Annotated in this window: 29 protein-coding genes and 1 riboswitch; of the genes, 12 read left to right on the top strand and 17 right to left on the bottom strand. The window is 49.6% G+C overall.

Annotation, left to right across the window (positions count from 1 at the left end; genetic code table 11):
* Positions 1-18 precede the first annotated feature (18 nt).
* The 4 genes from hflD to rluE all read right to left on the bottom strand — a co-directional run bounded on the left by hflD (position 19) and on the right by rluE (position 3,233).
* Positions 19-645, bottom strand: coding sequence for a high frequency lysogenization protein HflD (gene hflD / locus M2403_RS02355; protein ID WP_165059645.1), 627 nt, complete (start codon positions 643-645; stop codon positions 19-21).
* Between the two features lie 191 nt (positions 646-836).
* Positions 837-1,946 carry a tRNA 2-thiouridine(34) synthase MnmA gene (gene mnmA, locus M2403_RS02350; protein ID WP_195822875.1) on the bottom strand — a complete coding sequence of 370 codons (1,110 nt, stop codon included), beginning with the start codon at positions 1,944-1,946 and terminating at the stop codon, positions 837-839.
* Between the two features lie 221 nt (positions 1,947-2,167).
* On the bottom strand, positions 2,168-2,614 hold the full coding sequence (locus tag M2403_RS02345; protein ID WP_259228503.1) for an NUDIX hydrolase: 447 nt from the start codon (positions 2,612-2,614) through the stop codon (positions 2,168-2,170).
* Positions 2,607-3,233 carry a 23S rRNA pseudouridine(2457) synthase RluE gene (gene rluE / locus M2403_RS02340; protein WP_217152307.1) on the bottom strand — a complete coding sequence of 209 codons (627 nt, stop codon included), beginning with the start codon at positions 3,231-3,233 and terminating at the stop codon, positions 2,607-2,609. The genes M2403_RS02345 and rluE overlap by 8 nt, the downstream gene beginning before the upstream one ends.
* A gap of 132 nt (positions 3,234-3,365) precedes the next feature.
* Here rluE and icd point away from each other — a divergent pair, with 132 nt between their 5' ends.
* On the top strand, positions 3,366-4,619 hold the full coding sequence (icd, locus tag M2403_RS02335; protein ID WP_259228502.1) for an NADP-dependent isocitrate dehydrogenase: 1,254 nt from the start codon (positions 3,366-3,368) through the stop codon (positions 4,617-4,619).
* Between the two features lie 74 nt (positions 4,620-4,693).
* Here icd and M2403_RS02330 read toward each other — a convergent pair whose 3' ends face one another.
* A complete protein-coding gene (locus M2403_RS02330) occupies positions 4,694-5,020 on the bottom strand; it encodes a DUF2623 family protein (RefSeq protein ID WP_152325635.1) in 327 nt (108 codons plus the stop codon).
* 300 nt (positions 5,021-5,320) lie between these two features.
* On the opposite strand from M2403_RS02330, the gene M2403_RS02325 reads away from it, so the two are divergent.
* Positions 5,321-6,901 (top strand): sensor domain-containing diguanylate cyclase, encoded by a 1,581-nt coding sequence (locus tag M2403_RS02325; RefSeq protein WP_244370333.1) that lies wholly within the window; start codon positions 5,321-5,323, stop codon positions 6,899-6,901.
* 44 nt (positions 6,902-6,945) lie between these two features.
* On the opposite strand, the gene M2403_RS02320 is transcribed toward M2403_RS02325, so the two are convergent.
* Entirely contained in the window at positions 6,946-7,158 is a 213-nt protein-coding gene (locus M2403_RS02320; protein ID WP_371819734.1) for a hypothetical protein, read from the bottom strand.
* Between the two features lie 321 nt (positions 7,159-7,479).
* On the opposite strand from M2403_RS02320, the gene M2403_RS02315 reads away from it, so the two are divergent.
* Positions 7,480-7,767: a hypothetical protein gene (locus tag M2403_RS02315; protein ID WP_165059650.1), complete on the top strand. Its 288-nt coding sequence runs from the start codon at positions 7,480-7,482 to the stop codon at positions 7,765-7,767.
* Between the two features lie 67 nt (positions 7,768-7,834).
* Here M2403_RS02315 and M2403_RS02310 read toward each other — a convergent pair whose 3' ends face one another.
* From M2403_RS02310 to M2403_RS02300, 3 genes are all read right to left on the bottom strand, one after another.
* Complete coding sequence (locus M2403_RS02310) at positions 7,835-8,050, bottom strand: hypothetical protein (protein WP_152325637.1); 216 nt, start codon at positions 8,048-8,050, stop codon at positions 7,835-7,837.
* Positions 8,051-8,187: 137 nt separating this feature from the next.
* On the bottom strand, positions 8,188-9,828 hold the full coding sequence (locus M2403_RS02305; protein ID WP_259228501.1) for an ABC transporter substrate-binding protein: 1,641 nt from the start codon (positions 9,826-9,828) through the stop codon (positions 8,188-8,190).
* 127 nt (positions 9,829-9,955) lie between these two features.
* On the bottom strand, positions 9,956-10,147 hold the full coding sequence (locus tag M2403_RS02300; RefSeq protein ID WP_152325639.1) for a YebW family protein: 192 nt from the start codon (positions 10,145-10,147) through the stop codon (positions 9,956-9,958).
* A 201-nt stretch (positions 10,148-10,348) separates the two neighbouring features.
* On the opposite strand from M2403_RS02300, the gene M2403_RS02295 reads away from it, so the two are divergent.
* Positions 10,349-10,594 carry a DUF2766 family protein gene (locus M2403_RS02295; RefSeq protein ID WP_104922661.1) on the top strand — a complete coding sequence of 82 codons (246 nt, stop codon included), beginning with the start codon at positions 10,349-10,351 and terminating at the stop codon, positions 10,592-10,594.
* A gap of 52 nt (positions 10,595-10,646) precedes the next feature.
* Here the strand turns inward: M2403_RS02295 and M2403_RS02290 are convergent, their stop codons facing one another.
* On the bottom strand, positions 10,647-10,883 hold the full coding sequence (locus tag M2403_RS02290) for a YobH family protein (RefSeq protein WP_152325640.1): 237 nt from the start codon (positions 10,881-10,883) through the stop codon (positions 10,647-10,649).
* 185 nt (positions 10,884-11,068) lie between these two features.
* Positions 11,069-13,774 (bottom strand): autotransporter outer membrane beta-barrel domain-containing protein, encoded by a 2,706-nt coding sequence (locus M2403_RS02285; protein ID WP_259228500.1) that lies wholly within the window; start codon positions 13,772-13,774, stop codon positions 11,069-11,071.
* Between the two features lie 799 nt (positions 13,775-14,573).
* On the opposite strand from M2403_RS02285, the gene mgrB reads away from it, so the two are divergent.
* The 4 genes from mgrB to M2403_RS02265 all read left to right on the top strand — a co-directional run bounded on the left by mgrB (position 14,574) and on the right by M2403_RS02265 (position 15,901).
* Positions 14,574-14,702, top strand: a complete 129-nt coding sequence (mgrB, locus tag M2403_RS24910) for a PhoP/PhoQ regulator MgrB (RefSeq protein WP_370530260.1) — start codon at positions 14,574-14,576, stop codon at positions 14,700-14,702.
* A gap of 137 nt (positions 14,703-14,839) precedes the next feature.
* Positions 14,840-15,112: a YebO family protein gene (locus M2403_RS02275; protein WP_165059658.1), complete on the top strand. Its 273-nt coding sequence runs from the start codon at positions 14,840-14,842 to the stop codon at positions 15,110-15,112.
* Between the two features lie 114 nt (positions 15,113-15,226).
* Positions 15,227-15,529, top strand: coding sequence for a phage protein NinX family protein (locus tag M2403_RS02270; RefSeq protein WP_112291072.1), 303 nt, complete (start codon positions 15,227-15,229; stop codon positions 15,527-15,529).
* A 135-nt stretch (positions 15,530-15,664) separates the two neighbouring features.
* Positions 15,665-15,901 carry a DUF4060 family protein gene (locus M2403_RS02265; protein ID WP_104922655.1) on the top strand — a complete coding sequence of 79 codons (237 nt, stop codon included), beginning with the start codon at positions 15,665-15,667 and terminating at the stop codon, positions 15,899-15,901.
* A gap of 60 nt (positions 15,902-15,961) precedes the next feature.
* Here the strand turns inward: M2403_RS02265 and M2403_RS02260 are convergent, their stop codons facing one another.
* The gene (locus M2403_RS02260; protein WP_152325643.1) at positions 15,962-16,252 is read right to left on the bottom strand and encodes a hypothetical protein; all 291 of its coding nucleotides are present in this window, start codon (positions 16,250-16,252) and stop codon (positions 15,962-15,964) included.
* Between the two features lie 189 nt (positions 16,253-16,441).
* Between M2403_RS02260 and M2403_RS02255 the strand changes: the two genes are divergently transcribed.
* From M2403_RS02255 to cspE, 3 genes are all read left to right on the top strand, one after another.
* Positions 16,442-17,431: an MBL fold metallo-hydrolase gene (locus tag M2403_RS02255; RefSeq protein WP_208951215.1), complete on the top strand. Its 990-nt coding sequence runs from the start codon at positions 16,442-16,444 to the stop codon at positions 17,429-17,431.
* Between the two features lie 1,127 nt (positions 17,432-18,558).
* Positions 18,559-18,675, top strand: a complete 117-nt coding sequence (locus tag M2403_RS02250) for a DUF2627 domain-containing protein (protein ID WP_071823629.1) — start codon at positions 18,559-18,561, stop codon at positions 18,673-18,675.
* Positions 18,676-18,716: 41 nt separating this feature from the next.
* A complete protein-coding gene (gene cspE / locus M2403_RS02245) occupies positions 18,717-18,926 on the top strand; it encodes a transcription antiterminator/RNA stability regulator CspE (protein WP_002221949.1) in 210 nt (69 codons plus the stop codon).
* Positions 18,927-18,998: 72 nt separating this feature from the next.
* Here the strand turns inward: cspE and pgeF are convergent, their stop codons facing one another.
* The gene (gene pgeF, locus M2403_RS02240) at positions 18,999-19,700 is read right to left on the bottom strand and encodes a peptidoglycan editing factor PgeF (protein WP_165059662.1); all 702 of its coding nucleotides are present in this window, start codon (positions 19,698-19,700) and stop codon (positions 18,999-19,001) included.
* Between the two features lie 149 nt (positions 19,701-19,849).
* On the opposite strand from pgeF, the gene rlmA reads away from it, so the two are divergent.
* Complete coding sequence (gene rlmA, locus M2403_RS02235; RefSeq protein WP_208951217.1) at positions 19,850-20,671, top strand: 23S rRNA (guanine(745)-N(1))-methyltransferase; 822 nt, start codon at positions 19,850-19,852, stop codon at positions 20,669-20,671.
* 20 nt (positions 20,672-20,691) lie between these two features.
* On the opposite strand, the gene mntP is transcribed toward rlmA, so the two are convergent.
* The 4 genes from mntP to M2403_RS02215 form a co-directional block, all read right to left on the bottom strand.
* Complete coding sequence (gene mntP / locus M2403_RS02230; RefSeq protein ID WP_165059747.1) at positions 20,692-21,264, bottom strand: manganese efflux pump MntP; 573 nt, start codon at positions 21,262-21,264, stop codon at positions 20,692-20,694.
* Between the two features lie 7 nt (positions 21,265-21,271).
* Positions 21,272-21,466, bottom strand: a riboswitch (yybP-ykoY riboswitch).
* A 218-nt stretch (positions 21,467-21,684) separates the two neighbouring features.
* The gene (locus M2403_RS02225) at positions 21,685-22,143 is read right to left on the bottom strand and encodes a DUF986 family protein (protein WP_152325648.1); all 459 of its coding nucleotides are present in this window, start codon (positions 22,141-22,143) and stop codon (positions 21,685-21,687) included.
* Positions 22,144-22,251: 108 nt separating this feature from the next.
* Complete coding sequence (locus M2403_RS02220; RefSeq protein WP_120506051.1) at positions 22,252-23,094, bottom strand: PTS mannose transporter subunit IID; 843 nt, start codon at positions 23,092-23,094, stop codon at positions 22,252-22,254.
* Positions 23,095-23,105: 11 nt separating this feature from the next.
* Complete coding sequence (locus M2403_RS02215; RefSeq protein WP_101077145.1) at positions 23,106-23,903, bottom strand: PTS mannose/fructose/sorbose transporter subunit IIC; 798 nt, start codon at positions 23,901-23,903, stop codon at positions 23,106-23,108.
* Between the last annotated feature and the right edge of the window lie 71 nt (positions 23,904-23,974).

Raw genomic sequence — 23,974 nt, 5'->3', positions numbered from 1 at the left:
GCAACTCCTGGGGTCTTATTAACAATGAGCGAGAATACTTTTCGCCTGTTCAAACAAGCGATTACGGGAAAACATCAGTTGCAGGCGTCCACCGCCCACCTGGTGCCACAGCACGGCGGAACGGATGCCAGCCAGTAAAATGGCGCGGACCTTCGCCTGAACCTGCGGATTTTGCAAAATTGCCGGTGAACCGGTGACCTGAATGCGCGGGCCTGCCGGGCTGACGACGTCGACATAAATTGAGGCCAGCGAGCTAATCATCGTGTCGGATTCGAGCTCGAAATGCGCCAGCTGGCGGTCGAGCTGATCGATACGTTCACCGAGCTGATTCATGGCGGCTTTATTGGCGTAGAGCTTACGCTCAAGCACCATCAGGCTTAATGCGTAACGCGTTAACTCAGCGCCCGGCCCCTGACGGTTGGCGTTCAGCACGCCCAGCAGCGTTTCCAGCCCCATCTTCAAGTTAGCTTCATTATTACCGTATACCGCCAGCGTGGATGCCGGATTCATCTCCAGCAGGCTGCGCAGTGACACTGACATTTCTTCCTGAGCGCAATTGCCTTCATGGGCAAGTTGCTGGACCAGGCGCGCTGCCTGACAGATCCCCGCCAACGCCAGCGTAATGTCATAATAATTTTTAGCCACGTTTACTCCTGTAAGCGTTTTGAAACGATGAGACGCAGTGACAAAGAAGATAGCCCAAACTAATGGCGACAGATCATGCCATAAAACTGACCCTAAACACAGTTCGGAATCAGTGCAGATCGTCACAGGCGGGCAGAAAAAAAGCGGGACGCCCGAAAGCGTCCCGATTTCATACACCTGTTGGCGCTGTATCAGGCCTGAAGCGGCAGGCGCTGTTCAATGACGCCGCCGCCGAGGCAGATTTCGCCAAGGTAAAACACGGCAGACTGGCCCGGTGTGACGGCAGCAACCGGCGCGTCAAAGCGCACTTCAATGCGGTCTTCGCCCAGCGGTGTGACGACGCACGGAATGTCTTCCTGACGGTAACGGGTTTTGACGGTGCACGTCAGCGGTGCGGTCAGCGGTTTGCGATCAACCCAGTGAAGCTGTTGCGCAATCAGCCCGACGGACATCAGACGCGGATGTTCATGGCCCTGAGCAACGTACAGAATGTTGTTTTCCACATCCTTTTCAACGGTGTACCACGGCTCTTCGCTGCCTTCTTTCTGGCCGCCGATGCCCAGACCTTTGCGCTGGCCGAGCGTGTGGTACATCAGCCCCTGATGTTGCCCCATCACCTGACCATCAACGCTTTTAATCACGCCAGGCTGCGCCGGCAGATAGCGGCCAAGGAAATCGCGGAATTTACGCTCACCGATAAAACAAATGCCGGTGGAGTCTTTTTTCTTCGCGGTGATGAGATCGAGCTCTTCGGCAATGCGGCGCACTTCCGGTTTTTCCAGCTCACCGACCGGGAACAGGCTCTGTGCAACCTGCTCATGACCCAGCGTGTAGAGGAAATAGCTTTGATCTTTATTGCCATCGACACCGCGCAGCAGGTGGCTGATGCCGTCGATATCCTGGCGGCGCACGTAGTGACCGGTCGCGATGTAATCCGCGCCCAAATCTTCTGCGGCAAATTCCAGGAAGGCTTTGAATTTGATCTCTTTATTGCACAGGATATCCGGGTTTGGCGTGCGTCCGGCTTTATATTCCTCGAGGAATAATTCGAACACGTTGTCCCAATATTCCGCCGCGAAATTCACGGTGTGCAGTTCGATACCCAGCTTGTCACACACGGCCTGCGCATCGGCAAGATCGGTGGCTGCTGTGCAATATTCTTCGTCGTCATCCTCTTCCCAATTTTTCATGAAGAGGCCCTCAACCTGGTAACCCTGCTGTTGCAGAAGGTACGCAGAGACTGAGGAATCGACACCGCCGGACATCCCGACGATCACTTTTTTCTGGCTGTTGTCAGACATAATTGTCCCGAAACACATGAATTAATTGTCCGGTACTGACGGTGTTTTTCTGATGCTTGTCCCACGAGGATGAAGGCCGCGCGCAACAAAAACACCACAGAAACCCGAACAGAGAGGTACTACGTAAATACTGAAGCGCGAAATTTTATCACGTCAGGCCGGTTGCTGCATTGCTGATTCACAGGAGGCAACAACCGGTGCGAAAGACTTTTTCTGCGCGCTTACTCCGGCAGATTAAAATTGTGCAGAATTTCCAGAGGGTAACGCGGGGATTTCTGATAACAGCGGATGCTTTCCGCCACCAGCGGTGAGCGTAACTGAGACGACCCGATAATGTCTTCGGCACTGACCCAGCGGCACTGATCGATATCGTCATCCTGTGGCGCGGTGTCCAGAATTTCCGGTAAATCAATCACAAACGCGAAGCGCAGAAACGGCGTGCCGTCCGGCGCCTGCCACTGATGCAATCCGAGAAAAGACTGCGGTTCGGCGTGAATACCCGTTTCTTCGTACAGCTCGCGTTTTGCTGCGCTGACCAGCGTTTCGTCAGCTTCGAGATGGCCAGCCGGTTGATTCCAGGTCACTTTCCCGTGAATGGTTTCTTCAACGACCAGAAACTTTCCCTGCGCCTGAACGACGCAGGCGACGGTGACGTGCGGTTTATACATGCGGGATCTCCTTCCATTGGCCGGGTTGTAAGTCGCCGAGGGAAAATTCGCCCATGCTGTAGCGGATCAGGCGTAACGTCGGGAACCCGACATGTGCCGTCATGCGACGAACCTGACGGTTCCTTCCCTCGTACAAAGTGATTTTCAGCCAGGTCGTCGGGATCGCTTTACGTTCGCGAATTGGCGGATTGCGCGGCCAGAGCCATTCCGGCTCACCGACAATTTCAGCACCGGCGGGCAGGGTGGGGCCATCTTTCAGCGTGATACCGTGGCGCAATGCTTCGACGGCGGCGGTATCCGGCACTCCCTCGACCTGCACGTAGTAAATCTTGCCGGTGCGTTTACCTGGCTGTGTCAGTGCAGCTTGCAGTTTGCCATCGTTGGTCAGCACCAGTAAACCTTCGCTGTCCCGGTCGAGGCGCCCGGCAGCATAAACATCTGTTAATGAAATGTAATCTTTAAGTGTGGCCCGACCCGCCTCATCAGTGAATTGTGGCAGTACATCAAACGGTTTATTGAAAAGAATCACCTTTCCCGGCCCTTTTGGGGCAGATTGTTCTTTGGCTGGCCTTTTGCTGAAACGTTTAACGTTGTGATTTTTAAAAGATAGCGGGTTCATAGGCATTGAAGTTAGAGAGAATTAGCGCATTATACTTGAAAAATGTTTCGGATTGGCTAGCGAGAAATATTCGAGTAATATCGACCGGCATCTTACAAATTTTTAACAAAAATGCGCTCGAAGGAGAGGTTAATGGAAAGCAAAGTAGTTGTTCCGGCTGAAGGTAAAAAGATTACAGTAGACGCTCAGGGTAAACTGGTCATTCCTAATAATCCTGTTATCCCATTCATTGAAGGTGATGGTATCGGTGTTGACGTGACGCCTGCCATGATCAAAGTCGTTGATGCGGCTGTTCAGAAAGCCTACAAAGGCGAGCGTAAAATCTCCTGGATGGAAATCTACACCGGCGAGAAATCCGTAGAACTGTACGGCAAGGACGTATGGCTGCCAGAAGAAACTCTCGACCTGATCCGTGATTACCGTGTTGCCATCAAAGGCCCGCTGACCACTCCGGTTGGCGGCGGCATTCGCTCCCTGAACGTGGCACTTCGCCAGCAACTCGACCTGTACATCTGTCTGCGTCCGGTTCGTTATTACACCGGCACACCAAGCCCGGTAAAACGTCCTGAAGATACCGACATGGTGATCTTCCGTGAGAACTCCGAAGATATCTACGCAGGTATCGAGTGGAAAGCCGGTTCTGCTGAAGCGGACAAAGTCATCAAATTCCTGCAAGACGAAATGGGCGTGAAGAAAATCCGTTTCCCACAGGAATGTGGTATCGGTATCAAACCTTGCTCCGAAGAAGGCACCAAACGTCTGGTTCGTGCGGCGATTGAATACACCATTACCAATGATCGTGACTCCCTGACGCTGGTTCATAAAGGCAACATCATGAAGTTCACCGAAGGTGCCTTCAAGGATTGGGGCTACCAGCTGGCGCGTGAAGAGTTCGGCGGTGAGCTGATCGACGGCGGGCCTTGGGTGAAAATTAAGAACCCGAACAACGGCAAAGACATCATCATTAAAGACGTTATTGCTGATGCATTCCTGCAACAAATCCTGCTGCGTCCGGCTGAATACGATGTTATCGCGTGTATGAACCTTAACGGTGACTACATCTCTGACGCCCTGGCGGCGCAGGTTGGCGGCATCGGTATCGCACCGGGCGCAAACATCGGTTCTGATTGCGCACTGTTCGAAGCCACTCACGGTACTGCACCGAAATATGCCGGTCAGGACAAAGTGAACCCGGGCTCAATCATTCTGTCCGCAGAAATGATGCTGCGTCATATGGAATGGTTCGAAGCCGCAGACCTGATCGTCAAAGGCATGGAAGGCGCTATCGCCAACAAAACTGTGACTTACGATTTTGAACGTCTGATGGAAGGCGCTAAGCTGCGCAAATGTAGCGAGTTTGCCGCCGACATGATCGCAAATATGTAATTTCAGTTCGCTGAAACAGAATAACGGGAGCCTGGTGCTCCCGTTTTTTATGGCTGACGGGTATGAGGGGCAGTTTAGCTGAGCGGGTTTTGCGGCTGATTATCGTCCTTGTCCTGCAGCTTGCCTTCGTAGCCCACCAGAAAAAATGCCCTGGACGGATGTTTCGCACTGGCGGAAAAGAACTCGGCCACCAGATCTTTATCCAGACTGTATTTACGCGACAAAACGCCCGCCTCGAATGCGGCATTGTTATCATCACCGGTGATCTGTGCCCGGGTGTGTGCAAATCCCAGCACAAAGCCCCGTAAATACTCTTTGCAATAGCCTGATACTTGCGCAGCAGGCCACGCGCTTTCGGCGGTCAGGCCCGCTTTTAGCCCTTTCCCAAAATGGTTTTGCATTTCAAAATCCTCGTCGAACAAGCGCTGTATAATAAATCATATAGCGATTATTCAGGCAATGACTTACAGCAAGAGAATTGAGGTTTGTGAAAAGGTCGCTCCCGGGCAAAGCGGGCATGTTTAAGAAAAAAGAATTTCAGTTAGAAGAGAAAGAGAGAATTAATTTGCGTTAAGTTTTGTCGGCGCTTTGAATTTTTTCACCGGAGATTCAGCAGGATAAGGGTTTATTTCACCGGTCTTATTGTGCATCGCAGGCAGCGGTGTTAAATATGAGCGACTTTTTGCCACAGGACGGACCTTTTGTTACGTTCACTCCTCTCCAGCTCACTGTTTCGCATCGATCTGCGACGTCTGATTCTGATCTTAGCCGTAATGAGCGCCTTCGTGACGCTTGCAAACAGCTTTTATGCCAGCTATCGCGTACAGCGCCAGTTGCTGATCGACAATACGCTTGAAGAAAATCGCGTTTATGCGACGAAGCTTGCGTCCAGCACCGAACAGTTTATCAAAAGCATGCAAAAGCAACTGGCCTACAGCGCAGTGATTGCGGCAGGCCACTTTGACGATCCTGCCATTCTTCAGTCCGAAACCGCTCGCCTCAAATACCAGACGGACAGCTTCAATTCAGTGGTGATCACCAATGCCCGTGGAAAAGTGCTGGCGACATCGCCGGACAGCTTACAGCTTGTCGGACATGTGCTGACGACGCCAGGCGCGGTGGAAGCCCTGAAAGAACGGCGCCCGCTGATCAGCAAACCTTATATTTCTGCGGCGCAGAACCTGGTCATCATTATCTCGACGCCGGTTTTTACCGCCGACGGAAAGTACCTTGGGTATATCGGCGGCACCATTTACCTGAAGCAAAAAAGCATTTTGAATGAACTGCTGGGCGAGCATTTCTATCGTGACGGTTCCTACATCACGGTGCTCGACGAAGACCGGCGCATCCTTTATCACCGTGACGCCAGCCGTATCGGCGAGGTGATGAAGCCACATCCGATGACAGAAATTGTCCGAACGGCGACCAACGGCAGCCTGATGGTGGAAGGCGTCGGCGGGGATCAGATGCTGGCCGGTTACGCGGTTGTGCCTTCTTCCGGCTGGGAGATTGTGACGCTTCGTCCGACCGACGCCACGCTGAAACCGCTGGAAGGGCTGATGGTTAAAGTGCTTAAACATCTGACACCGCTGGCCGTCCTGACACTGCTTGCCGTCTGGTTGTTCTCGCGGCTGATCGCCCGTCCGCTGTGGCTGCTGGCGCGCAATGCGAACGAAATGGATAACCCGGATGTTTCGGTTAATATCCGCGAAATTCCGTCGTGGTACTTTGAATCCAACCAGCTGAAACGTGCGCTGCTGATTGGTATCAGTCTGTTGCAGAAAAAAATCGGTAAGCTGAAATTTGAAGCGCAAACCGACCCGATGACCGGCCTGTTTAACCGGCGCGGGCTGGCCATGACGCTGGAATCCGTGGCGCAGCTGCGCCAGCAGTTTTCAGTCATTGCGCTGGATATCGATCACTTCAAATCTATCAACGATTCTTATGGCCACGATGTTGGCGATGAAGTGATTAAATCAATGGCGGAGCAGATCCGCCATAACGCGCGCGAAACAGACATTTTATGCAGGGTTGGCGGAGAGGAGTTTCTTGTCCTATTGCCGCGCACGGCGCTGGCTGAAGCGGAAATGATTGCTGAACGTCTTCGCGAAAATGTTGAAAGTCTGGAACTGCCGGGTATCCGGCCAATCACGATTTCGCTGGGCGTGGCGCACTGGCACTATTTGCAGGGCGATCCTGATACGTCGTTGAAAAGAGCCGATGAAGCGCTGTATAAAGCGAAACAGGATGGACGTAACCGCGTGGTGGTCTCTGAGCCGTAATTTCTACGTGATATCAGGGCATTAACTGCCCTGGTTTTTACCGGTTATTTCGCAGCAGCGGCGGCCTGCTGTTTCTTTTCCTGCGCGGCAAGATGGTGCCCGATAGCGCAACCTGCCACCGCGCCGATGACCGCGTGGTGTTTCAAATGCCCTGCAACGCCTCCCACGACTGCGCCCTTAAGGCAACCTGCTGCATGGGCAAATGAGCTCATCAGTAATATGCTGCACATGACCGCGCCGAAGATTGTTTTTTTCACCTGATTTCCCCTGAATGAACAATTAGTGCTGTGGCAGAAAATGTCATAACAGGTGCTGGTTTGTCATTTTTCTATCTGTAAGCAGGTGCTGCTGATGTTACGCCTTGTGCTGCAAAATCCTGCTGGCGTGAGGGAGTTTGGGATAAGGACGGGTTACAACTGCTGAAGCGGTTAACGGCTCATTGAACAACGGTTTACTTTGCATCCCGCTGGTCGGGGTCTTCACTTTTTTTAAGTCTGCTAAACTTAATATCAGTAACCGGCGAAGATCCCTTTCTTCGCTGTATCCGGTTATTTTCCCCCGTGAAGAAGGATGCCGCTATGACGCATCAAGAACAATTGCAGGCCCTGATGGTTCGCATTGACGCGCTGGAACAACGTGAAAGACAACTGACTTATGCTTCAAATGCTTATCAGGCAATTTTGACCACGTTACTGGGCATTCTGGATAAACCTACGCGCGATCGGGTGATCAGCATGGTAGACCAGGCTCACGATGTGGCTTATGCCAAAGCAAATCTGGAGCAGAAAGGGAATATTCTCGGCGCGGATGACATCACTCAGCGCATTTTCTTATTCGCGCAGGGGCGTGCATCGCAGCCTAAGTGAACGCAATTGCAGGATTTATTCGTGACTCGTTTCCTGAAAAGGCGACGAGGGTTTGTTTATCCCCTGTTCAGGAACGGCGGTCGGCTTTTAACATATTGATGGCCGCGCCAAGTAAAATACGACGCTGAACGCCGGTGGCGCAGGCCAGTTGCTCGTCGAGATAACCAATCAGCGCATCGGCACTCAGAGGCTCCCCTCTGTGACGCATCTGAATCACGCCATCACCGATAATACGCGCCACTTCATCCCAAAGCGGTTGGATCTCACTTTGCGAGAATTTCATGACAGCTCCCGTTTGTGTGATTTACGTACAATCTACCATCTGAGTGGCGTGTGGCAAGTGCGCGGGCTGAGATCGGGTGGCAGGGCGAAAATGAGTTCCTTCCGGCACGTGGGCCGGAAGGGGGGTAGCGCAATGCGTTAGTGCTTAATCACATACAAATCTTTGGTGTAGACGTAATTGAGCAGGCTGTCGTTGAAGCCGCCGACGTAAGGTTTCACCAGACGGGTGCTTACATAATGGTACAGCGGGATGACCGGAGATTGGTCCGTCAGAACCTGCTCTGCCTGCTGATACGCTTTGCCAACATCCGCTTTATCCGTCGCTTTTAATGCATCGTTCAGCGCCTGATCGTAAGTGGCATTGCTGAATTTAGGTGTATTTTCGCTGTTGCCGGTACGCAGCGTATTCAGGAACGTGGACGGCTCGTTGTAGTCCGCAATCCAGGCGTAACGAACCACTTCGTAGGTCCCCTGATGCATGGTATCCAGCATGGTTTTCCATTCCTGATTCTGCAAAACGGCATCCACGCCGAGATTTTTTTTCCACATAGACGCCGCCGCGATGGCAATACGCTGATGGGCTTCTGACGTGTTGTACAGAAGATTGAATTTCAGCGGATGATCCGGACCAAAACCGGCTTCTTTCAGCAATTTCTTCGCTTCTTCGTTACGCTGGTCCTGCGTCAGGCTGGCATCTTTCGGTTTGGTAAATGTAAATCCACCGGTGTTATCCGGTGTCAGATGCCAGGCTGGCGTCTGTCCCTGACCCAGCACTTTGTCGGCAATAATTGATTTATCAATTGCCAGATTCAGCGCCTTACGCACGCGGACATCGTTAAATGGCGGTTTCTGTGTGTTCATCGCGTAGTAATAAACCGCGAGATACGGGCTGACATGAACCTGTGAACCCAGTTCTTTTTTCAGCGAGGCAAACAAGGGTGCCGGAATGGTATTGGTAATGTCTATTTCACCGGCTTTGTAACGGTTAACATCCGCCGTGCCGGAAGCAATTGGCAGATAGGTCACTTTATTGATGACGGTATGCGCGTTATCCCAGTAGGTTGCATTACGGACTGCTGTTATACGTTCGTTAACCGTCCAGGTATCCAGTTTAAAAGGACCGCTGCTGGTGAGGTTGCCGGGCTGAGTCCATTTATCGCCGAATTTTTCGACATCTGCCTGACTGATTGGCGAAAGTGAAGGGTGCGCCAGCATGCCGAGGAAGTAAGAAAGCGGCTGGTCGAGGGTGACTTCCAGCGTATTTTTATCCAGCGCTTTGATCCCTAACTGGTCAGCCGCTTTTTTGCCCGCGATGATTTCACTGGCATTGAGGACGTGCATGCTGCCCAGATAACTTTCGTAAGGTGAAGCGGTTTTAGGGTCGATCAAACGACGCCAGCTGAAAACAACATCTTGTGCGGTAATCGGAGAACCGTCAGACCAGACAATGCCGGGGCGTAAATGGAATACCCAGGTTTTCTGATCTTTCGTTTCCCAGCTTGCGGCCAGCGAGGGTTGTGCATCGCCCTTGTTATCAATGGTAATCAGGCCCGCAAACAGATCACTCAGAATATTGAATTCAACATCGCTTTCCACTTTATGCGGATCGAGAGAGGCGGGTTCACTTCCGTTATTGCGCACGATTTCTTGTTTTGCTGCCAGCTCAACTCCTGCGGGAACGGTCGCAGCGTAGCTGGTAAACGGTGCCAGAAAGGCACTGGAAAGAAGGACTGCGAGGGGAAGTTTCTGAAAGCAGCCATAAGTTTTACGTATCGTCATTGCCATTTCCTGCCCTGTCAATATGGTTAAATATCAATGAGTAACAGGGTATTGATACCGCTCTTCTGACACTTTAGCAATCTTTATGAAATATTTTATTGCCACGTTGTGAAAGCGGGCACAAGGGTTAATATCCGGCATTCTCATGTGCCGGGATCCAGTAACCATCAATAAAATCTTCAATAGGGTAACAGCCGGCCTGGCGCAAACCTTGCTGGTGCATGGCGACAGTGCATTGCGCCTTCGTATTAAAGGCATCCACGACCAAATCTTCGCATCCACCGCCGAGATAACAGATGGTCAAAACAAGTGCGAACATCGTGCTCCTCCTTTGTTGTCACCTGATTAAGCATAGAAGGAATGTCCGGGTAGCGACACAAAACGGGATTCGTTTGCTGATTCTTTGTCCAGTTATAGCGAGGCGAAATACAAGAAAGGCGAGGATAGAGAATTTCATCCATGTGCGTGATATTCTCGCGACCATAATTTTTACGAATGGCTTTTGTGGGAGGAGTATCTGATGTCCGATTCTTTAAACAGAGAACAGGAAATTGAATCTGATTTGGTGGCGTGCCAGCTGGTTATCAAACAAATTCTGGATGTGATCGAAATTATTGCGCCAGCGGAAGTTCGCGAGAAAATGTCTCACCAACTGAAGAGCATTGATTTCAGTAAACATCCTGCCGGAGCGGATCCGGTCACTAAGCGCGCTATCGAAAAGGCTATTTCACTCATTGAGCTGAAATTCACCCGACACGACAGTTGATGCTTTTGTTATGCCCGCCGCCGGGACGGGCATAACAACCCACATTTTTTCTCTACTTATTATCAACCACTTCGCCGACCTGCTTGAAAATCGGGCAGTTAGCCACGCCAATTACGCCGCTGTCGGAATGGATATACTGCGAGCTGACAATGCCGCGCGCGGTGAGATACTGGCATTTCAGTCCAAGACCCGCTGCATTTTCACTGCTGCCGACGGTCACACCATAGCCGGAAAAAAGAAAAACGGCGTAAATAACGGCCAAAACAATAATCGTTTTAATCACACTCATCCCACAACTCCCCATGTTCATCCTGACGCTTCAGGATATTGATAAGTCTAGTAGAAGTTATTTCCGGGTAAATGTCATTCCAGCCAATTCTGAATCGCGGCATTCGGGCTGAAAGCAAAAAAATAGCCCCTGAAAAGGGGCCATTTGATTACTTAACTCTGCGTCAGACAGAGATCAGGCAGAAATTACCAGCGGTATTTCATACCCACGTTTGCTGCCCACGGCTGGTCAACATCGCTGCCGCCCAGGTAGTTAGCACCCGCGTAAACGGTGAAGTTTTTGCTCATATCGAACTGACCGCCTAAACCAACGCGAACTGCTGAACCGTCGATGCCGTTATCGATACGGTCGCCGTTGATATCTGCATCATTGTTGGCATCTTCATAAACGTATGCCAGTGTTGCGTAAGGGCTGATGGCCTGATCGGCACCCAGGTCGAAGGTGTAACCGATGTTGGTACCCAGCTCGTAACGCATGCTGTCATAAGCCTGATCGCTGACGCGCATGTTGTTGCTCATGCTGTAGTCATCATCGCCAATGAAGACGCCGGTGATGCTTGCATACGGCGTCAGGTAAGCTTGTGGTGCGAATTTCCAGTCGTAACCGGCTTTCAGACCGAAGCCCCATGCATCTGTTGAGTTATCACCCGACACCTGCTGATCATCGCTCATGGTGCTGTCAGTGGAGTTGCTAAAGTGGCTGTAGCTCAGAGAGGTATCAAAGAATACGCCGTTTTTGAAGTCCAGGCTGGAGTAAACGCGTGCTGACTGGCTGTCAGTATCCGCATCTGCGTTATCCATAGACAGACTGGATTTCGCGAAGCTCGCCGCCATACCGACCAGCCATTGACGATCGCCACCCCCTTCAGTGACTTTATCCAAACCAACCATGATGCCGTTAACGTCCTGATCGTAATCAACAACGCCATTGTCGCCGTTTTGTTGACCGCCAAAGTAGTTAACCCATACGCCGCCTTTGTCATCACCCTGGGTGTGACGCGAGCTATCCATACGGTTGCTCAGAGTATCCTGTTCCATATGCCAGGTTGCAGCGTTAGAAGAAGGCAGGCTCAGCGCCGCGTTAGCGGTAGAAGTGATGCCTTGTTTAGCCAGAACAACGGTATCGCCAACTTGTTCTGCCTGATACTTATAAGCACCCAGATCAGCGGTATTTGCGTGAGTGAAGGATGCGTTGCCACCGTAAGTTCGGATCAGTTCTTTGTTTTGATAATCTGCAACGCGGCCTGCGCCGGTTGCGTTATCAATACGAACCTGATAGTTACCGTTAGTCACGCCGTTAACCGCCAGGTGGCCATCGGAATTCATACCGATAGTACCGCGATCGTAAACGTAATCCGCAGCAGTTTTGTCGCGGGCGTTGTTCATGTCGGAGTTCAGAACATATTCACGGCTGCCAACGTTGAAGGTACCGTCATCAGTCAGCACCATATTGTGAGTATCAACCTCACCAGCGCCTAAGTTCAGCTGAGAACCATTACCTACGGTAATGGTGTTCGCGTACAAAGAAGCGGTTTCTTCAGTCAGAGTGGCTTTACTGCCTGAGTTCAGGTTCAGTGCGTCAGTTGCAACGCCGCCGTGTGCTGCAATTTTCAGGCTTGACTGATTTGTCAGAGAGATGTTGTCTGCAAGCAGAGTCGAATCAACAACATTCAGCTGTGACTGGTTATTCAGGGTCAGATTGTCAATGTTGGATACCTTTGTGGTATCCCACTCAGAACCATTGTTCAGAGCAACATTGAACAGACCGCTCTGATAGACGCTGTCGCCGATTAAAAGGTTGGTTGTGTTGCTGTAAAGTGAATCCGGCCAGATGCTGTTAGCCGAGCGGTCATACAAAGTATAATCTTTGTCGACGTTTGAAGTCGCTGCACCAACCCATTTACTGCCATTATCCAGGGTCAAATTCAGTTCGTCGGTGTCATCCCAACCATTAGTATCAAGATTGCCGTCGCCATTGCTGTCATGGCCACCCTTATAATAATTATTGTCAAATGTGCTTGCGAAAGTCACATCGCCTTTAATCGTGGAATTATTAAAGACGGCGTTAGTCTTCATTGAGTTATCTTGCGCAGTTGCTGCTACAGATAGCGCAACATCATCGCCAGGATTTGTTGCGCCGTCGGTTCTTGAACCGTAATCGCTAGGTTTATCTGACTGACCATAAAAACTATTACTATTCAGTTCACTGTATGAACCTGAAGTCAGAACAGAATCATTAACGGTGATATTCGTATCGTAGGTATTACCATTATTAACAGTGGTATCAGCCCAACCATAACCTTGCGTCAGCGCAATGCCAGCAACATGGGAATTGTTCTGGATAACGATGTTGCTTTCTTGCTCAAGTGTTACGGCAACACCCAAAGCAGAAGTTGGGTATTGCTGATGCGTAGTTTTATTGTCTGCGCCAACGACGTCATAACCGAAGTTTTCGTAAGTATCATTGATGGTGGAATTATCAATGGTAAGCTGCAATGGTGACTGGTCGTATTCATTGCGGGCTGTAGAGCCACAAGTAGAATCCGTAGAACCCACGCAACGGGAAGTGATCATGCCATTCACGGTGGTATTGGTGATATTCAGGACATTGTTGGCATTGCTATCAAAACCCAGGTAATGCGTAGAGATAACGCCGTTTACGACTGCATTATTGATTGAAGAGTAGATGTCTCCGCCAGTGTAACTGTTATTGGCACCATCATTATCAACATAGCCGTGATAGCCAATATAACCAGACTGAATCGAGTCACTGTAGAAAGTATCGTATACGGTGCCGGAGATGTCTGCTGACATCGCCGCAGGTGCTGTTACTGCAACAGCGCAGGCCAGCGCTATTTTAGAAACGAAGAACTTTTTATTCCATGCATGCATTTATTAATCCCTCAACAAAAAATAGTCAGCATGAATCAACTGAAATATTCCAGTTACTATGCTTTGATTTATATTACAGAAGAGACAGAAGAACTGTTCGACGGCGGGATGATATTTTAATGCATGGTGTTATTCAACAAAGAAGTTCACACAAATCTGAAAGAAAGCTGAATTATTTTTGTGATTTAAAGTTCTGAATTTAATTTATTTGGAATCTTTTAAATAATGTTTTCCTTTATGGTTTCTGAATGATGACGACATATTAGAACTTATGATTCTGTGCAGACCCTTGCCTGGCAGGCTCTGCAGCGGAGTTTTAATGCGTGGTAATCCGCTAAATCCCACGTGGTGAAGGGTTTTTCAGGATATTGGCCATATTTATTTTTGTGAAAATCGCTAAGGTGCATTTTTAGGGTGAATATATTACTTAGTGGTTTAGTTTCTTACATTATGCAATGTGTTGGTTAAAAATATTTATTTATCGGAAACTGTTTTGATGGATAACAGGGGGAATAGGCATGCACCAAATGTTTATTTATTTGATGCAGATCAACGGGAGTTATTCGATATTCATTGATAAGAATTATGCATTATCGTGTATGATTTCTGTATGTGATAATTGCGGGGCGCGCTGAGAGTAAAAGGCGATACTTCGTTATATCGTTGTTTAGGATTTACGTCGTACTATGGGTTTCTGTTCTGCTATGTTTGGACTATCCCTTTGAGCCCTGATAGACGCTTTTTAAACCAAAAGAGACCTGCCATCAAATTGAAAAAGCCTGTTTTCAGTGTCAGGAGGATCGTGATGTTCGTCCTTTTCCTGCTCATCTGTATCGGTCTGTACTTGCTTGCCCTCAACAGCTATTGCGATCAGGGCGGCAACTTTGACCTTGGTGTTTGCTCTATCACCTCCTTTATTCCTTTCTGAGTAATGCCCGCCAGACGAATCTGCGAGCTTTGGGATTTGCAAACCGGTAAGAAAACCCTGTTTTTTTGTGAATGGCTTCCCTGACCTGCCGGGGATGGTAAGATGCTTGCTCTGAACATTCAGTGGTAGGGTAGTCAATGTTTGATTTCGCAGTGGGCCAAAGCAGCCTGGCTTCATTGGTGCTGTGTGCACTCTCAGTGCTGTTATTCCTTCTGGTCTGGTTTTTCGTCAGCCGCGCCAGCGTCAGGGCAAATGAGCAAATTGCTTTGTTGCACGAGATAGCTGAGCTGCAACGCCAGCAAACCGAGTTGCTCAAGGTTCTGGCTGCACAGGCAAGAGGCAATGCGCCCTCCGTTGAGGCAGACGATGATTCTGCTCTCAGCCTGCGCGGATTTATTCCTGAACGATAATTCCGTTTTGTTAACCCGCCAATTGGCGGGTTTTTCATTTACGCCATTCATTCACAAAAGTGTCTTATTCTTCCGGTAGTCTCCACGCATGTGCCCTGCAGGATGGAAGAACAGATGATCAAATGGTCTGAAGAAAACGACAGTGAAGTAAACCACAACATTGCCTTATTGACCGGAGAGGAGCCTGAGAAGTGGTATCCCTATGGCGGCATGAAAGGCAAAGATTATTGCAACAACCCCTCCGATGCGTGGCCGATTATTTGCGCCAACAAAATCAGCATAAATTTTAAAGAGTTGCAGAGCGATCCCCTCTGGCTGGCAGAAATCAGCAGCCCGCACGGTCAGTGGCAGGCGCAGAGCAAACGGCCGCTTCGTGCAGCAATGGTATGTTTCCTGCTTAGTAAAACTTGCGCATAATTAAAAGCGCAGAGATACTCAGATTGTGACAAGGTTTTGCAGAGAAGTGATTCGAATAAGCATCGCATAAAGCGATGCGTATCAAGTGATTAATGTTTCCTCATTTTGACAGTTGTGTCTAAGGCGGAGTCCATTATGAAGCGCATCATTAAAGGTGATAAAAATCTTTCCCATCTGGTGGTTGCTCATGCAGCTATCGACAGTCATGAAAAAGCCTACGGCAAACGTCGTCAGGGCTGGCCTTCTACCTACCTCATTAAATACAAAGATGCGCGTGTTGCGGTCGAAGTCGTGACCCGCAGACAATCCTATGTGGCAACTCTCATGATCGGCGCCAGAAATCTGACCAAACTTTGTGGTATGCCTGCCTGATAAGCAGAGCGACGAGTCTCAAACTTAAAACCGTGCCGGATTCTCCGACACGGTTTTTCTTTATACCGCCTTCGCTGGCAGGCGAACCTGATGCAAGCTGCCGCGAGGGAAGGGGCGTTTTATCAGCCTGAGCATCAGGGAGATAAGATCCATCATCAGCAGCAATGTGCCCGTAATAGCCAGAATCATAAACCCGGCCAATGTCAGGATGATGAGTTTTAGCGCCGGTGGCAGAGTGAACCGGCGAAAGCGAGAGCGCAGCCATAGACGTCCATATTGTGTTTGGATCTGCATAATGTGCGTCAGCCGCGCAGTAAACGACTTGCGGTTTTTCGTTGTGTTCATTGTCATAAAGCGTCTCCTTTCAGAACATCTTTAGTACAACATAGAGTTATTAAGATTTTCTTAATGTCCGCTAAACGTTCATTTGCCACATTATTTTGCACTTTCTGTCTGTGGTGTGACCGGCAATTATGATAATTATTCAATATTGCAGGCCTGAACTGCTCTCCGGAACCGTCGTCATCTCACAGGAGCCTTATGCCAGGTAAAAATCCCTATTACGATCCTTCAAAAGCACATCATACGCCTGAGGGGTTCACCAATGCCGAACCGCAAAACCGGCAGGAAGGCGACCTAAAACGCTGGAGGAAAGAACGCAAAGAGCAGGGTTTGCCGGTTCCTCCTGAAAAAGGGTATGAACATTTTGTCAGCCAGTGGTGGCAGGCGGCTGATTTCAGTGGAACCGATGACCGGTTATGGTTTTTAGGCCACGCCTGCCTGTTGCTTAGGGTGTCGGGTCGTTACATTCTGACCGATCCGGCGCTTTCTGACCGTGCTTCGCCTCTGAGTTTTTACGGACCGAAAAGGAAAACGCCCGTCGCGGCCTCCGTCGATAAGCTGCCAAAAATAGACGTCGTGCTGTTTTCGCACAACCACTACGATCATCTGGATCGTATGACGGTTCGTCGTCTCCTGCGCCGCTTCCCCGATGTGCAATTTATGGTGCCGCTGGGAATGAAATCCTGGCTGACGCGGCGTGGCGCAAAGCATGTTGAGGAACTCGACTGGTGGGAAGAACGAACGTTCGGTGAAATCACGATTTCTGCAGTACCGGCGCGTCACTGGAGTATGCGCACGCTATGGGATCGCAACCGGTCTCTGTGGTGCGGTTGGGTGGTGGCCCATCCTTTATTAAAATTCTACTTCTCCGGGGACAGTGGTTACAGCGACCAGTTTGAAAAAATTGGGCAGCGTCTGGGGCCATTTGATTTGGCAGCGATTCCGGTTGGCGCGTATGCACCAAGATGGTTCATGAGTGCGCAGCACATGGACCCGCAGCAGGCTGTCGAAGTGTTTAAAGAATTGCGTTGTCACAAAGCGGTGCCCATTCACTGGGGCGTTTTTGAATTAGCGGATGAATCACTCGATGAGCCTTTACGCGAATTATCTCAGGCTGTGAGTCAGAGCGACTTGCCTGAAATGGAATTCAAACCTTTAAAAATAGGTGCAAGCATATCTAAAGGTTGAATTTCATTTTTCAGGGCGCGAACAGGTGGTGAAAGTAAATGGCACGCCATTAAATGAGAAGTATTATCAGTTAAAGTGAATAACCCCTCTTAACACTCACAAAGATGAGGGGTTATAAAGTTGTTAATTACAATCCCGCTGACGCTTAATTCTCCTGTCAGCAGCGTGCATTTGTTCAGAATAATGGCTCGTAAGAATATCCCAAATGCGCTGTTTTGAGCGTTAACTGCAATTTTTTCAGGTTATACAGTGGATTATAGGGCGCTATACCAGAGACCCGCGTGCAGGAATCAGTAACCCTTTTTGTCGTTTTCCCGATGAAAGATCGGAAGAGTTATGTGACTCATATCTTTAAGTGATAAATCTAAGATGAGATTTCGATCACGGAATTTAATATTTATTTTTTATATCGATATTTAATATTTGAATAAGGCTGGGGGCGGATGTTTATTAACTGTTATCTCGGTTTAACCAACTCGCAAACTTTAATTCATTATAATGTCAAAATCCGGAATGTCGAAAAAATGGCTTTATATAGGTACCGGTGTGGAATTGAATTCTCCCGGGCTGCTGTGTTTCGTTGTATTATCTCCCGGAGATAAAGGCGCACAGTTTAGGTGCATTTATTCCTTTATCCTCCTTTGTTTTGCACCATTTTATCCGTCTATGGCGTAATTGATTATTGCATAACCAGTCATACCGTTCGGATATGTTCTTGTCGGGGTGCCCGTTCTGTCTGACAAGTGTGCAACTCACCCGCCAGACAGGCTATCACCCAAGTATTGCCTGCCGGGAGATGCCCGACTGTCACGAAGAATCCCTGCTTCCTGAAGAAGTCTGGAATGCGCACCGCAATAAAAATTCAAATAAACATGTGTTTTACGCTTACGGTTCTGCATTAAATGATCAATAATCGAAACAGGTCGTTATTGTTTTGTTTGATATGCAGGTAAAACTGCAAAGCAGAAAAAAGCATGTCTATCAACATATTTCAGCATAACTGAACACGAAGTGCCTTTAACCGGCTCAAATATGTGCGACATGTCCATCACTGATTAAAAATGGCTTGCCATCGAATTCAGAGTATGTGATAACGCATCTGGGTAAAACGAGGTACAGTTCTGTATATGTGTGGCATTTTCAGTATAGAAGTTCTGAGTAAAGACGTTCACGTTGAATACCGCTTCTCTGCCGATTCTAATCTTAGTGCCTCAAGCAGTAACGACTCTAGTTTGTCTATGTAACGCCCTCGGGCGGTTTAAACAATCCAAAGGAAATACTCAAGATGGCAAAGATCAAAGGTCAAGTTAAGTGGTTCAACGAGTCTAAAGGTTTCGGTTTCATTACTCCTGCTGACGGCAGCAAAGACGTGTTCGTACACTTCTCTGCAATCCAGGGTAACGGCTTCAAAACTCTGGCTGAAGGCCAGAACGTAGAGTTCGAAATCCAAGACGGCCAGAAAGGCCCGTCAGCAGTTAACGTAACTGCAATCTAAGCAGCGCTTAGCTGTAAAAAAACCCGCCATGCGCGGGTTTTTTTGTGCCTGTATATCCGGTGTTTCTCAGGTTTATAAGATCATAATGCCCGATTGTTGGTTGCGGCCACTGATCCCCGGATGCCTCGGGTCTTTCGCGCGCTGATGACTGTTGCGTCGAAAACTGGTGTATTTGAACCCGTTTCCGCCAGGCGCTTCGGTACAGATTGTACAACTACCGGCATGATCAATGCCCGCAAAGCCGAGGGAATATAGTTTGGTACTGGCGATTGCCGCCAGATCGAGATGCCGGTGCCGGGGCGAAATCAGTGAAGCAGGCAAATCGAGGCGTTGCATAAAATCATCGACCAATTCCTGGCTGACTTCATAACAGCAGTTTCCTGCCGCCGGACCAATCGCCGCAAACCAGTCTGACGTATCGCCGTTCTCATTAATCCGCTCAGCCATTTTTTCAAGAATGCCGTCGATAAGCCCGCGCCAGCCGGCATGTATCGCCGCGACTTGCTTACCATCCTTGCGGCAAAAAATAACCGGTAAACAGTCAGCCGTGAAAACCGCCAGCAGAATTCCGGGCGTTGACGTGATAAAACCATCGGCCTCGCCGCAGTCTTGTCCGGGCTGTACGACATCTACAATATGTGTGCCGTGAACCTGTTTCTTTTCAGGGCGGGTAGATTCATAAGCTTGCAGGTGTACAGGGAGCAGATTTTCTTTGTCGCCGAATCCATGCAGGATCCCGGGGATAGGGCTGAGTAAAGCTGAGTTGTCACTCATCTCGTTTCTCGGTTAGAAAAATGTTATCGACTCAGTGTAGCCGTCTTTGAACCGGATTTTCCAGCAGTTGCAACAACAGTACGCCTTCTTTAGACTTAGCCTTGTTGCGAATTTTCGCCCTTTTCAGACTTTCCTTGCAGGTTTTCCGCATGACTTATCAATGTCCACTTTGTTTCCAGCCGCTTGAGCTGACAGGCCAGCAATGGCGGTGTGCCGCGAATCATCAGTTTGATAACGCCAGAGAAGGCTACGTTAATCTGATGCCGGTGCAGCATAAACGCTCGAAACAGCCCGGGGACAGCACAGAAATGATGGTTTCGCGCCGTGCATTTCTCGACGCCGGGCATTACCAGCCATTACGTGACCGGCTGGCGGACATTCTGGATAACGCGCTGCCGGAAACCGCGGAAACGCTACTTGATATCGGCTGCGGAGAAGGGTATTACACAACCGCGCTGGCGGAACGCCTGTCTCATCATCGCAAGATGAATGTCTTCGGGCTGGACGTGGCGAAAGTGGCGATCCGCTACGCGGCAAAACGCTATCACAATGCGTCATTTTGCGTCGCCTCCAGCCATCGTTTGCCGTTCGCCGATAACTCTCTGGACGCGGTGGTACGCATCTATGCGCCATGCAAAGCGCAGGAGCTTTACCGTGCTATTAAGCCCGGTGGCGTGGTGCTGACCGTCGCACCTGGTCCGCGTCATTTATATCAGATGAAGGGCATGATTTATCAGGATGTTCAGCTCCATGCTGAACTGGATGAACAGCTTGAAGGTTTTGAGCGCGTCAGTACAGAAACGCTGGCTTACAATATGCGCCTGTCAGGCGCTGAAGCGTTTGATTTGCTGCAAATGACGCCGTTTGCATGGCGGGCGACGGAAGAGGTGATGGCGAATTTAAAATCTCAGCCTGCGTTCGAATGTGAGACTGATTTTGTGATCAGACTGCACCAGCGCCAGTCTGACTAACAGAGCCGGTTTTTGCTATATCAGCCTAAGTAACCGAGATGTTCTAGCAGGATACTTAGGCCAATACCGATCAACACTACGCCTCCCAGCACTTCGGCCCATTTACCCAGCAACGGGCCGATAAACCGCCCCAGCATCATTCCCAGCGTAGACATGATCATCGTCGCCATACCTATAAAGATCGCGGTATGGATGATGTTCACTTCCAGAAACGCAAGACCGACCCCGATGGCTAACGCGTCCAGACTGGTGCCTACGGCCGTGGCTGCGAGGATCCAGAAACTGTGGCGGCTGGCCAAAGTGGTCTCTTCTTCAGGTTTTTTTTTCAGGCACTGAATAATCATTCGTGAGCCGAGAATGAACAGCAGAATAAAGGCGACCCAGTGGTCCCATTCCATGATGTATCGGGTGGCAAGTAAGCCCAGACACCAGCCAATAAGCGGGGTGATGGCTTCAATGACACCGAAAATGAGACCGGTACGCAAGGCTTCGCGAAAGCGCGGGCGATGAAGGGTTGCCCCTTTACCGATGGATGCGGCAAAAGCGTCCATAGACATGCCGAAAGCAAGAATCAGTGTGGCGGATAAGTTCACGAGAAGAGTCCCGGCCGGGTATTCCATATACACGTAACCCACCCCCAACCTCCCGGCAGCGCTACGTGTCTATGGTCTCGCCAACCTTACGGATGCCCGCACCACGTTTCAGAATATAAAACGAGTATGTTGATACGGGCGTTTTTGAATACACATTATTAAAACTGATTCAAAAACCGGCTACTCCCCAAATGACGGCGCAACCTTATCATAATATTTTTATTCGGGACAACAACAAATAAAATAAGGGTTTCAAATGGAGCCGAGAATTATTCCCACAAAGAATAAATAATTATCAAACTGACTAAAATAACAACGGCGTTGATGTGGAATTAAACAACATTGTTATTAATAAGGTTAAGCAATGTTATCGTTAATATGCATCAGGCTATAACTAATATACGAGTGTCAAAGGTCAACCTACTGATTATTAACCATTAAATTATAAATTCTTTCAAGATCGTCCAGTTCATTGACGCGAATGAGTAACTTTTTCTGCTCTAACTCAAATACCAGTACCCCATCTTCGGAAAGATTCATGCTTCTGATCCTGTCGTAGGTGATGAATGTATTGGCGAAATAAAACCCCTGCGGTTTGAACAGCATTTTTGGCCAGCGAATAAACGACAAATAGAAGGCAACCAGGCCTAAACCAATTAACAGATAATTCGTTATCACCGTGCCGTTTGAATGGATATTGTTGTACAGAAGGATCGCCAGCAGGCCAATGAAAATGATGGAATCCAGTCTGTTGCGGCGTCGCAGGTTCACCCGCAGCTGTGTTTTGCCATTCCGGGTACCCATGATGAATTCGTCGTAGATGGCGTAGGCAAGCAACAGAAGGGTAAACAGGGCGAGGACAATATCGGTGACAGACATGAAAAACTCCAGCAAACAGCCATCAGGCAAAACAAGATAGAAACACAGAAACCGGCAAACGACAGCGATAAAAAAACCGGGGGATTGCTCCCCCGGTTTTCAAGGTTATCAGAGACCTAACAGACCAATCCAGTAACCGAAGATACCGATGGCGAAGAAGCCAACGATAATCCACAAGGCATTCACTTTCTTACGCAGCAGCCACATACAGCCGAAGGTCAGCAGTAAGGGCACCAGGCCTGGCATCAGCTGATCCAGAATCGTCTGTACCGTGGTGACCGTGGTATGGCCCGTCTGGTCGGTGATTTTGGAGACCACCAGCGGAATGTTTACGTGCGTCCACTTGTTAACCAGGGCCCCCATGACAAAGAGGCCGAGAATTGACGCCCCCTCAGTCAGTTTTTGCAGGAAGCCGCCGCCCATATCGTTAACGATATCGACACCTTTTTTGTAGCCATAAGACACGCCGTAGTAACGGGTCAGCAGACGTACAAGGTTAAACAGAACGAAAAACAGCAGTGGCCCCAGCAGGCTGCCGGTCATCGCGATACCTGCGCCAAGTGCCGCAAATACAGGACGAACAGTACCCCAGAAAATCGGGTCACCCACACCGGCCAGCGGCCCCATCAGACCGACTTTCAGGCCGTTGATGGCCGCGTCGTCGATAGGTGCGCCGTTAGCACGCTGTTCTTCCATCGCCAGCGTTACACCCAGAACAGGCGCTGCAACGTAAGGATGAGTGTTGAAGAATTCCAGGTGGCGTTTGATAGCCGCTTTGCGATCGTCGTTATTTTCAGGATAGAGACGACGAATTGCAGGCACCATACAGAAGCAGAAGCCCAGAGCCTGCATACGTTCGAAGTTCCATGACCCCTGGAAAAGGTTGGAGCGCATAAACACACCGCGAATATCGCTGGCCGTGAGTTTTTTAACTGCAGTTTGATCAACCATGTCCTTCACCCTTAATCCAATTCGTTGTCGAGATCGTTAACACCCGGTGCAGCCGCTGCTTGCGCAGACTTGTTGTATTTCGGGCTCAACTGGATGTAAAGAACCGCCATCACCACACCAATCACACCCAGTGCAACCAGGTTGAAGTTGGTGAATGCAGCAGTAACGAAACCAAGGTAGAAGAACGGCATCAGGTAGCCAGCGCGCATCATGTTGATGACCATGGCGTAACCGACAACGACGATCATACCGCCGGCGATGTTCAGGCCGTTGGTGACCACTTCAGGGATAGACGCCAGCAAATCATGAACGATGGCAGTGCCCACAGAAACCGCAACGATGACGGCAGGGATTGCGATACGCATTGCCTGCAGAACCAGCGCTGAAACGTGGATCCAGCTGATCGCGTTCAGGTTACCTTTTTCAGCGGCCTTATCGGCAGCATGCTGGAAGGCAACGGTGATGGTACGAACGATGATAGTTAATACCTGGCCGGCCGCAGCCAGCGGGATTGCCAGTGCGATACCTGCACCAACAGACTGTCCGCCTGCGATAACCAGAATGGTGGAAATAATCGAAGCCAGAGCGGCATCGGGTGCAACAGCAGCACCGATGTTCATCCAACCCAGAGCGATCATTTCCAGAGTACCCCCGATGATGATCCCGGTTTTAACATCACCCAGAACAAAACCGATTAAGGTACAAGCTACTAACGGACGGTGAAACTGGAATTCATCCAGGATCGAACCCATCCCCGCAATACATGCAACAATAAATATCAGCACAATTTGTAGTGTGGTGATCTCCATTGCACTTCTCCTATGACCAAAGGACGCTGAGTATAAACAGGCGCATCAGGCAGATAACGTTGAGGGAATCT

Origin of the sequence: Rahnella sp. BIGb0603, assembly GCF_024808755.1 — a bacterium.
Lineage (GTDB): Bacteria > Pseudomonadota > Gammaproteobacteria > Enterobacterales > Enterobacteriaceae > Rahnella > Rahnella contaminans.
This window is presented reverse-complemented; position numbering and strand designations above follow the sequence as displayed.

What these genes read in the sequence shown, in the direction of transcription:
- M2403_RS02250 (WP_071823629.1), top strand. Translation starts at nt 18,559, where the DNA reads ATGTGTGGCATTTTCAGTATAGAAGTTCTGAGTAAAGACGTTCACGTT.
- M2403_RS02220 (WP_120506051.1), bottom strand. Translation starts at nt 23,094, where the DNA reads ATGGTTGATCAAACTGCAGTTAAAAAACTCACGGCCAGCGATATTCGC.
- M2403_RS02300 (WP_152325639.1), bottom strand. Translation starts at nt 10,147, where the DNA reads ATGTTCGCACTTGTTTTGACCATCTGTTATCTCGGCGGTGGATGCGAA.
- M2403_RS02275 (WP_165059658.1), top strand. Translation starts at nt 14,840, where the DNA reads ATGTTTGATTTCGCAGTGGGCCAAAGCAGCCTGGCTTCATTGGTGCTG.
- M2403_RS02310 (WP_152325637.1), bottom strand. Translation starts at nt 8,050, where the DNA reads ATGAAATTCTCGCAAAGTGAGATCCAACCGCTTTGGGATGAAGTGGCG.
- rluE (WP_217152307.1), bottom strand. Translation starts at nt 3,233, where the DNA reads ATGAACCCGCTATCTTTTAAAAATCACAACGTTAAACGTTTCAGCAAA.
- rlmA (WP_208951217.1), top strand. Translation starts at nt 19,850, where the DNA reads ATGACTTATCAATGTCCACTTTGTTTCCAGCCGCTTGAGCTGACAGGC.
- mnmA (WP_195822875.1), bottom strand. Translation starts at nt 1,946, where the DNA reads ATGTCTGACAACAGCCAGAAAAAAGTGATCGTCGGGATGTCCGGCGGT.
- M2403_RS02290 (WP_152325640.1), bottom strand. Translation starts at nt 10,883, where the DNA reads ATGAGTGTGATTAAAACGATTATTGTTTTGGCCGTTATTTACGCCGTT.
- M2403_RS02330 (WP_152325635.1), bottom strand. Translation starts at nt 5,020, where the DNA reads ATGCAAAACCATTTTGGGAAAGGGCTAAAAGCGGGCCTGACCGCCGAA.
- M2403_RS02315 (WP_165059650.1), top strand. Translation starts at nt 7,480, where the DNA reads ATGACGCATCAAGAACAATTGCAGGCCCTGATGGTTCGCATTGACGCG.
- M2403_RS02295 (WP_104922661.1), top strand. Translation starts at nt 10,349, where the DNA reads ATGTCCGATTCTTTAAACAGAGAACAGGAAATTGAATCTGATTTGGTG.
- M2403_RS02345 (WP_259228503.1), bottom strand. Translation starts at nt 2,614, where the DNA reads ATGTATAAACCGCACGTCACCGTCGCCTGCGTCGTTCAGGCGCAGGGA.
- M2403_RS02270 (WP_112291072.1), top strand. Translation starts at nt 15,227, where the DNA reads ATGATCAAATGGTCTGAAGAAAACGACAGTGAAGTAAACCACAACATT.
- M2403_RS02225 (WP_152325648.1), bottom strand. Translation starts at nt 22,143, where the DNA reads ATGTCTGTCACCGATATTGTCCTCGCCCTGTTTACCCTTCTGTTGCTT.
- pgeF (WP_165059662.1), bottom strand. Translation starts at nt 19,700, where the DNA reads ATGAGTGACAACTCAGCTTTACTCAGCCCTATCCCCGGGATCCTGCAT.
- M2403_RS02260 (WP_152325643.1), bottom strand. Translation starts at nt 16,252, where the DNA reads ATGACAATGAACACAACGAAAAACCGCAAGTCGTTTACTGCGCGGCTG.
- M2403_RS02255 (WP_208951215.1), top strand. Translation starts at nt 16,442, where the DNA reads ATGCCAGGTAAAAATCCCTATTACGATCCTTCAAAAGCACATCATACG.
- M2403_RS02305 (WP_259228501.1), bottom strand. Translation starts at nt 9,828, where the DNA reads ATGACGATACGTAAAACTTATGGCTGCTTTCAGAAACTTCCCCTCGCA.
- icd (WP_259228502.1), top strand. Translation starts at nt 3,366, where the DNA reads ATGGAAAGCAAAGTAGTTGTTCCGGCTGAAGGTAAAAAGATTACAGTA.
- cspE (WP_002221949.1), top strand. Translation starts at nt 18,717, where the DNA reads ATGGCAAAGATCAAAGGTCAAGTTAAGTGGTTCAACGAGTCTAAAGGT.
- M2403_RS02265 (WP_104922655.1), top strand. Translation starts at nt 15,665, where the DNA reads ATGAAGCGCATCATTAAAGGTGATAAAAATCTTTCCCATCTGGTGGTT.
- M2403_RS02215 (WP_101077145.1), bottom strand. Translation starts at nt 23,903, where the DNA reads ATGGAGATCACCACACTACAAATTGTGCTGATATTTATTGTTGCATGT.
- M2403_RS02285 (WP_259228500.1), bottom strand. Translation starts at nt 13,774, where the DNA reads ATGCATGCATGGAATAAAAAGTTCTTCGTTTCTAAAATAGCGCTGGCC.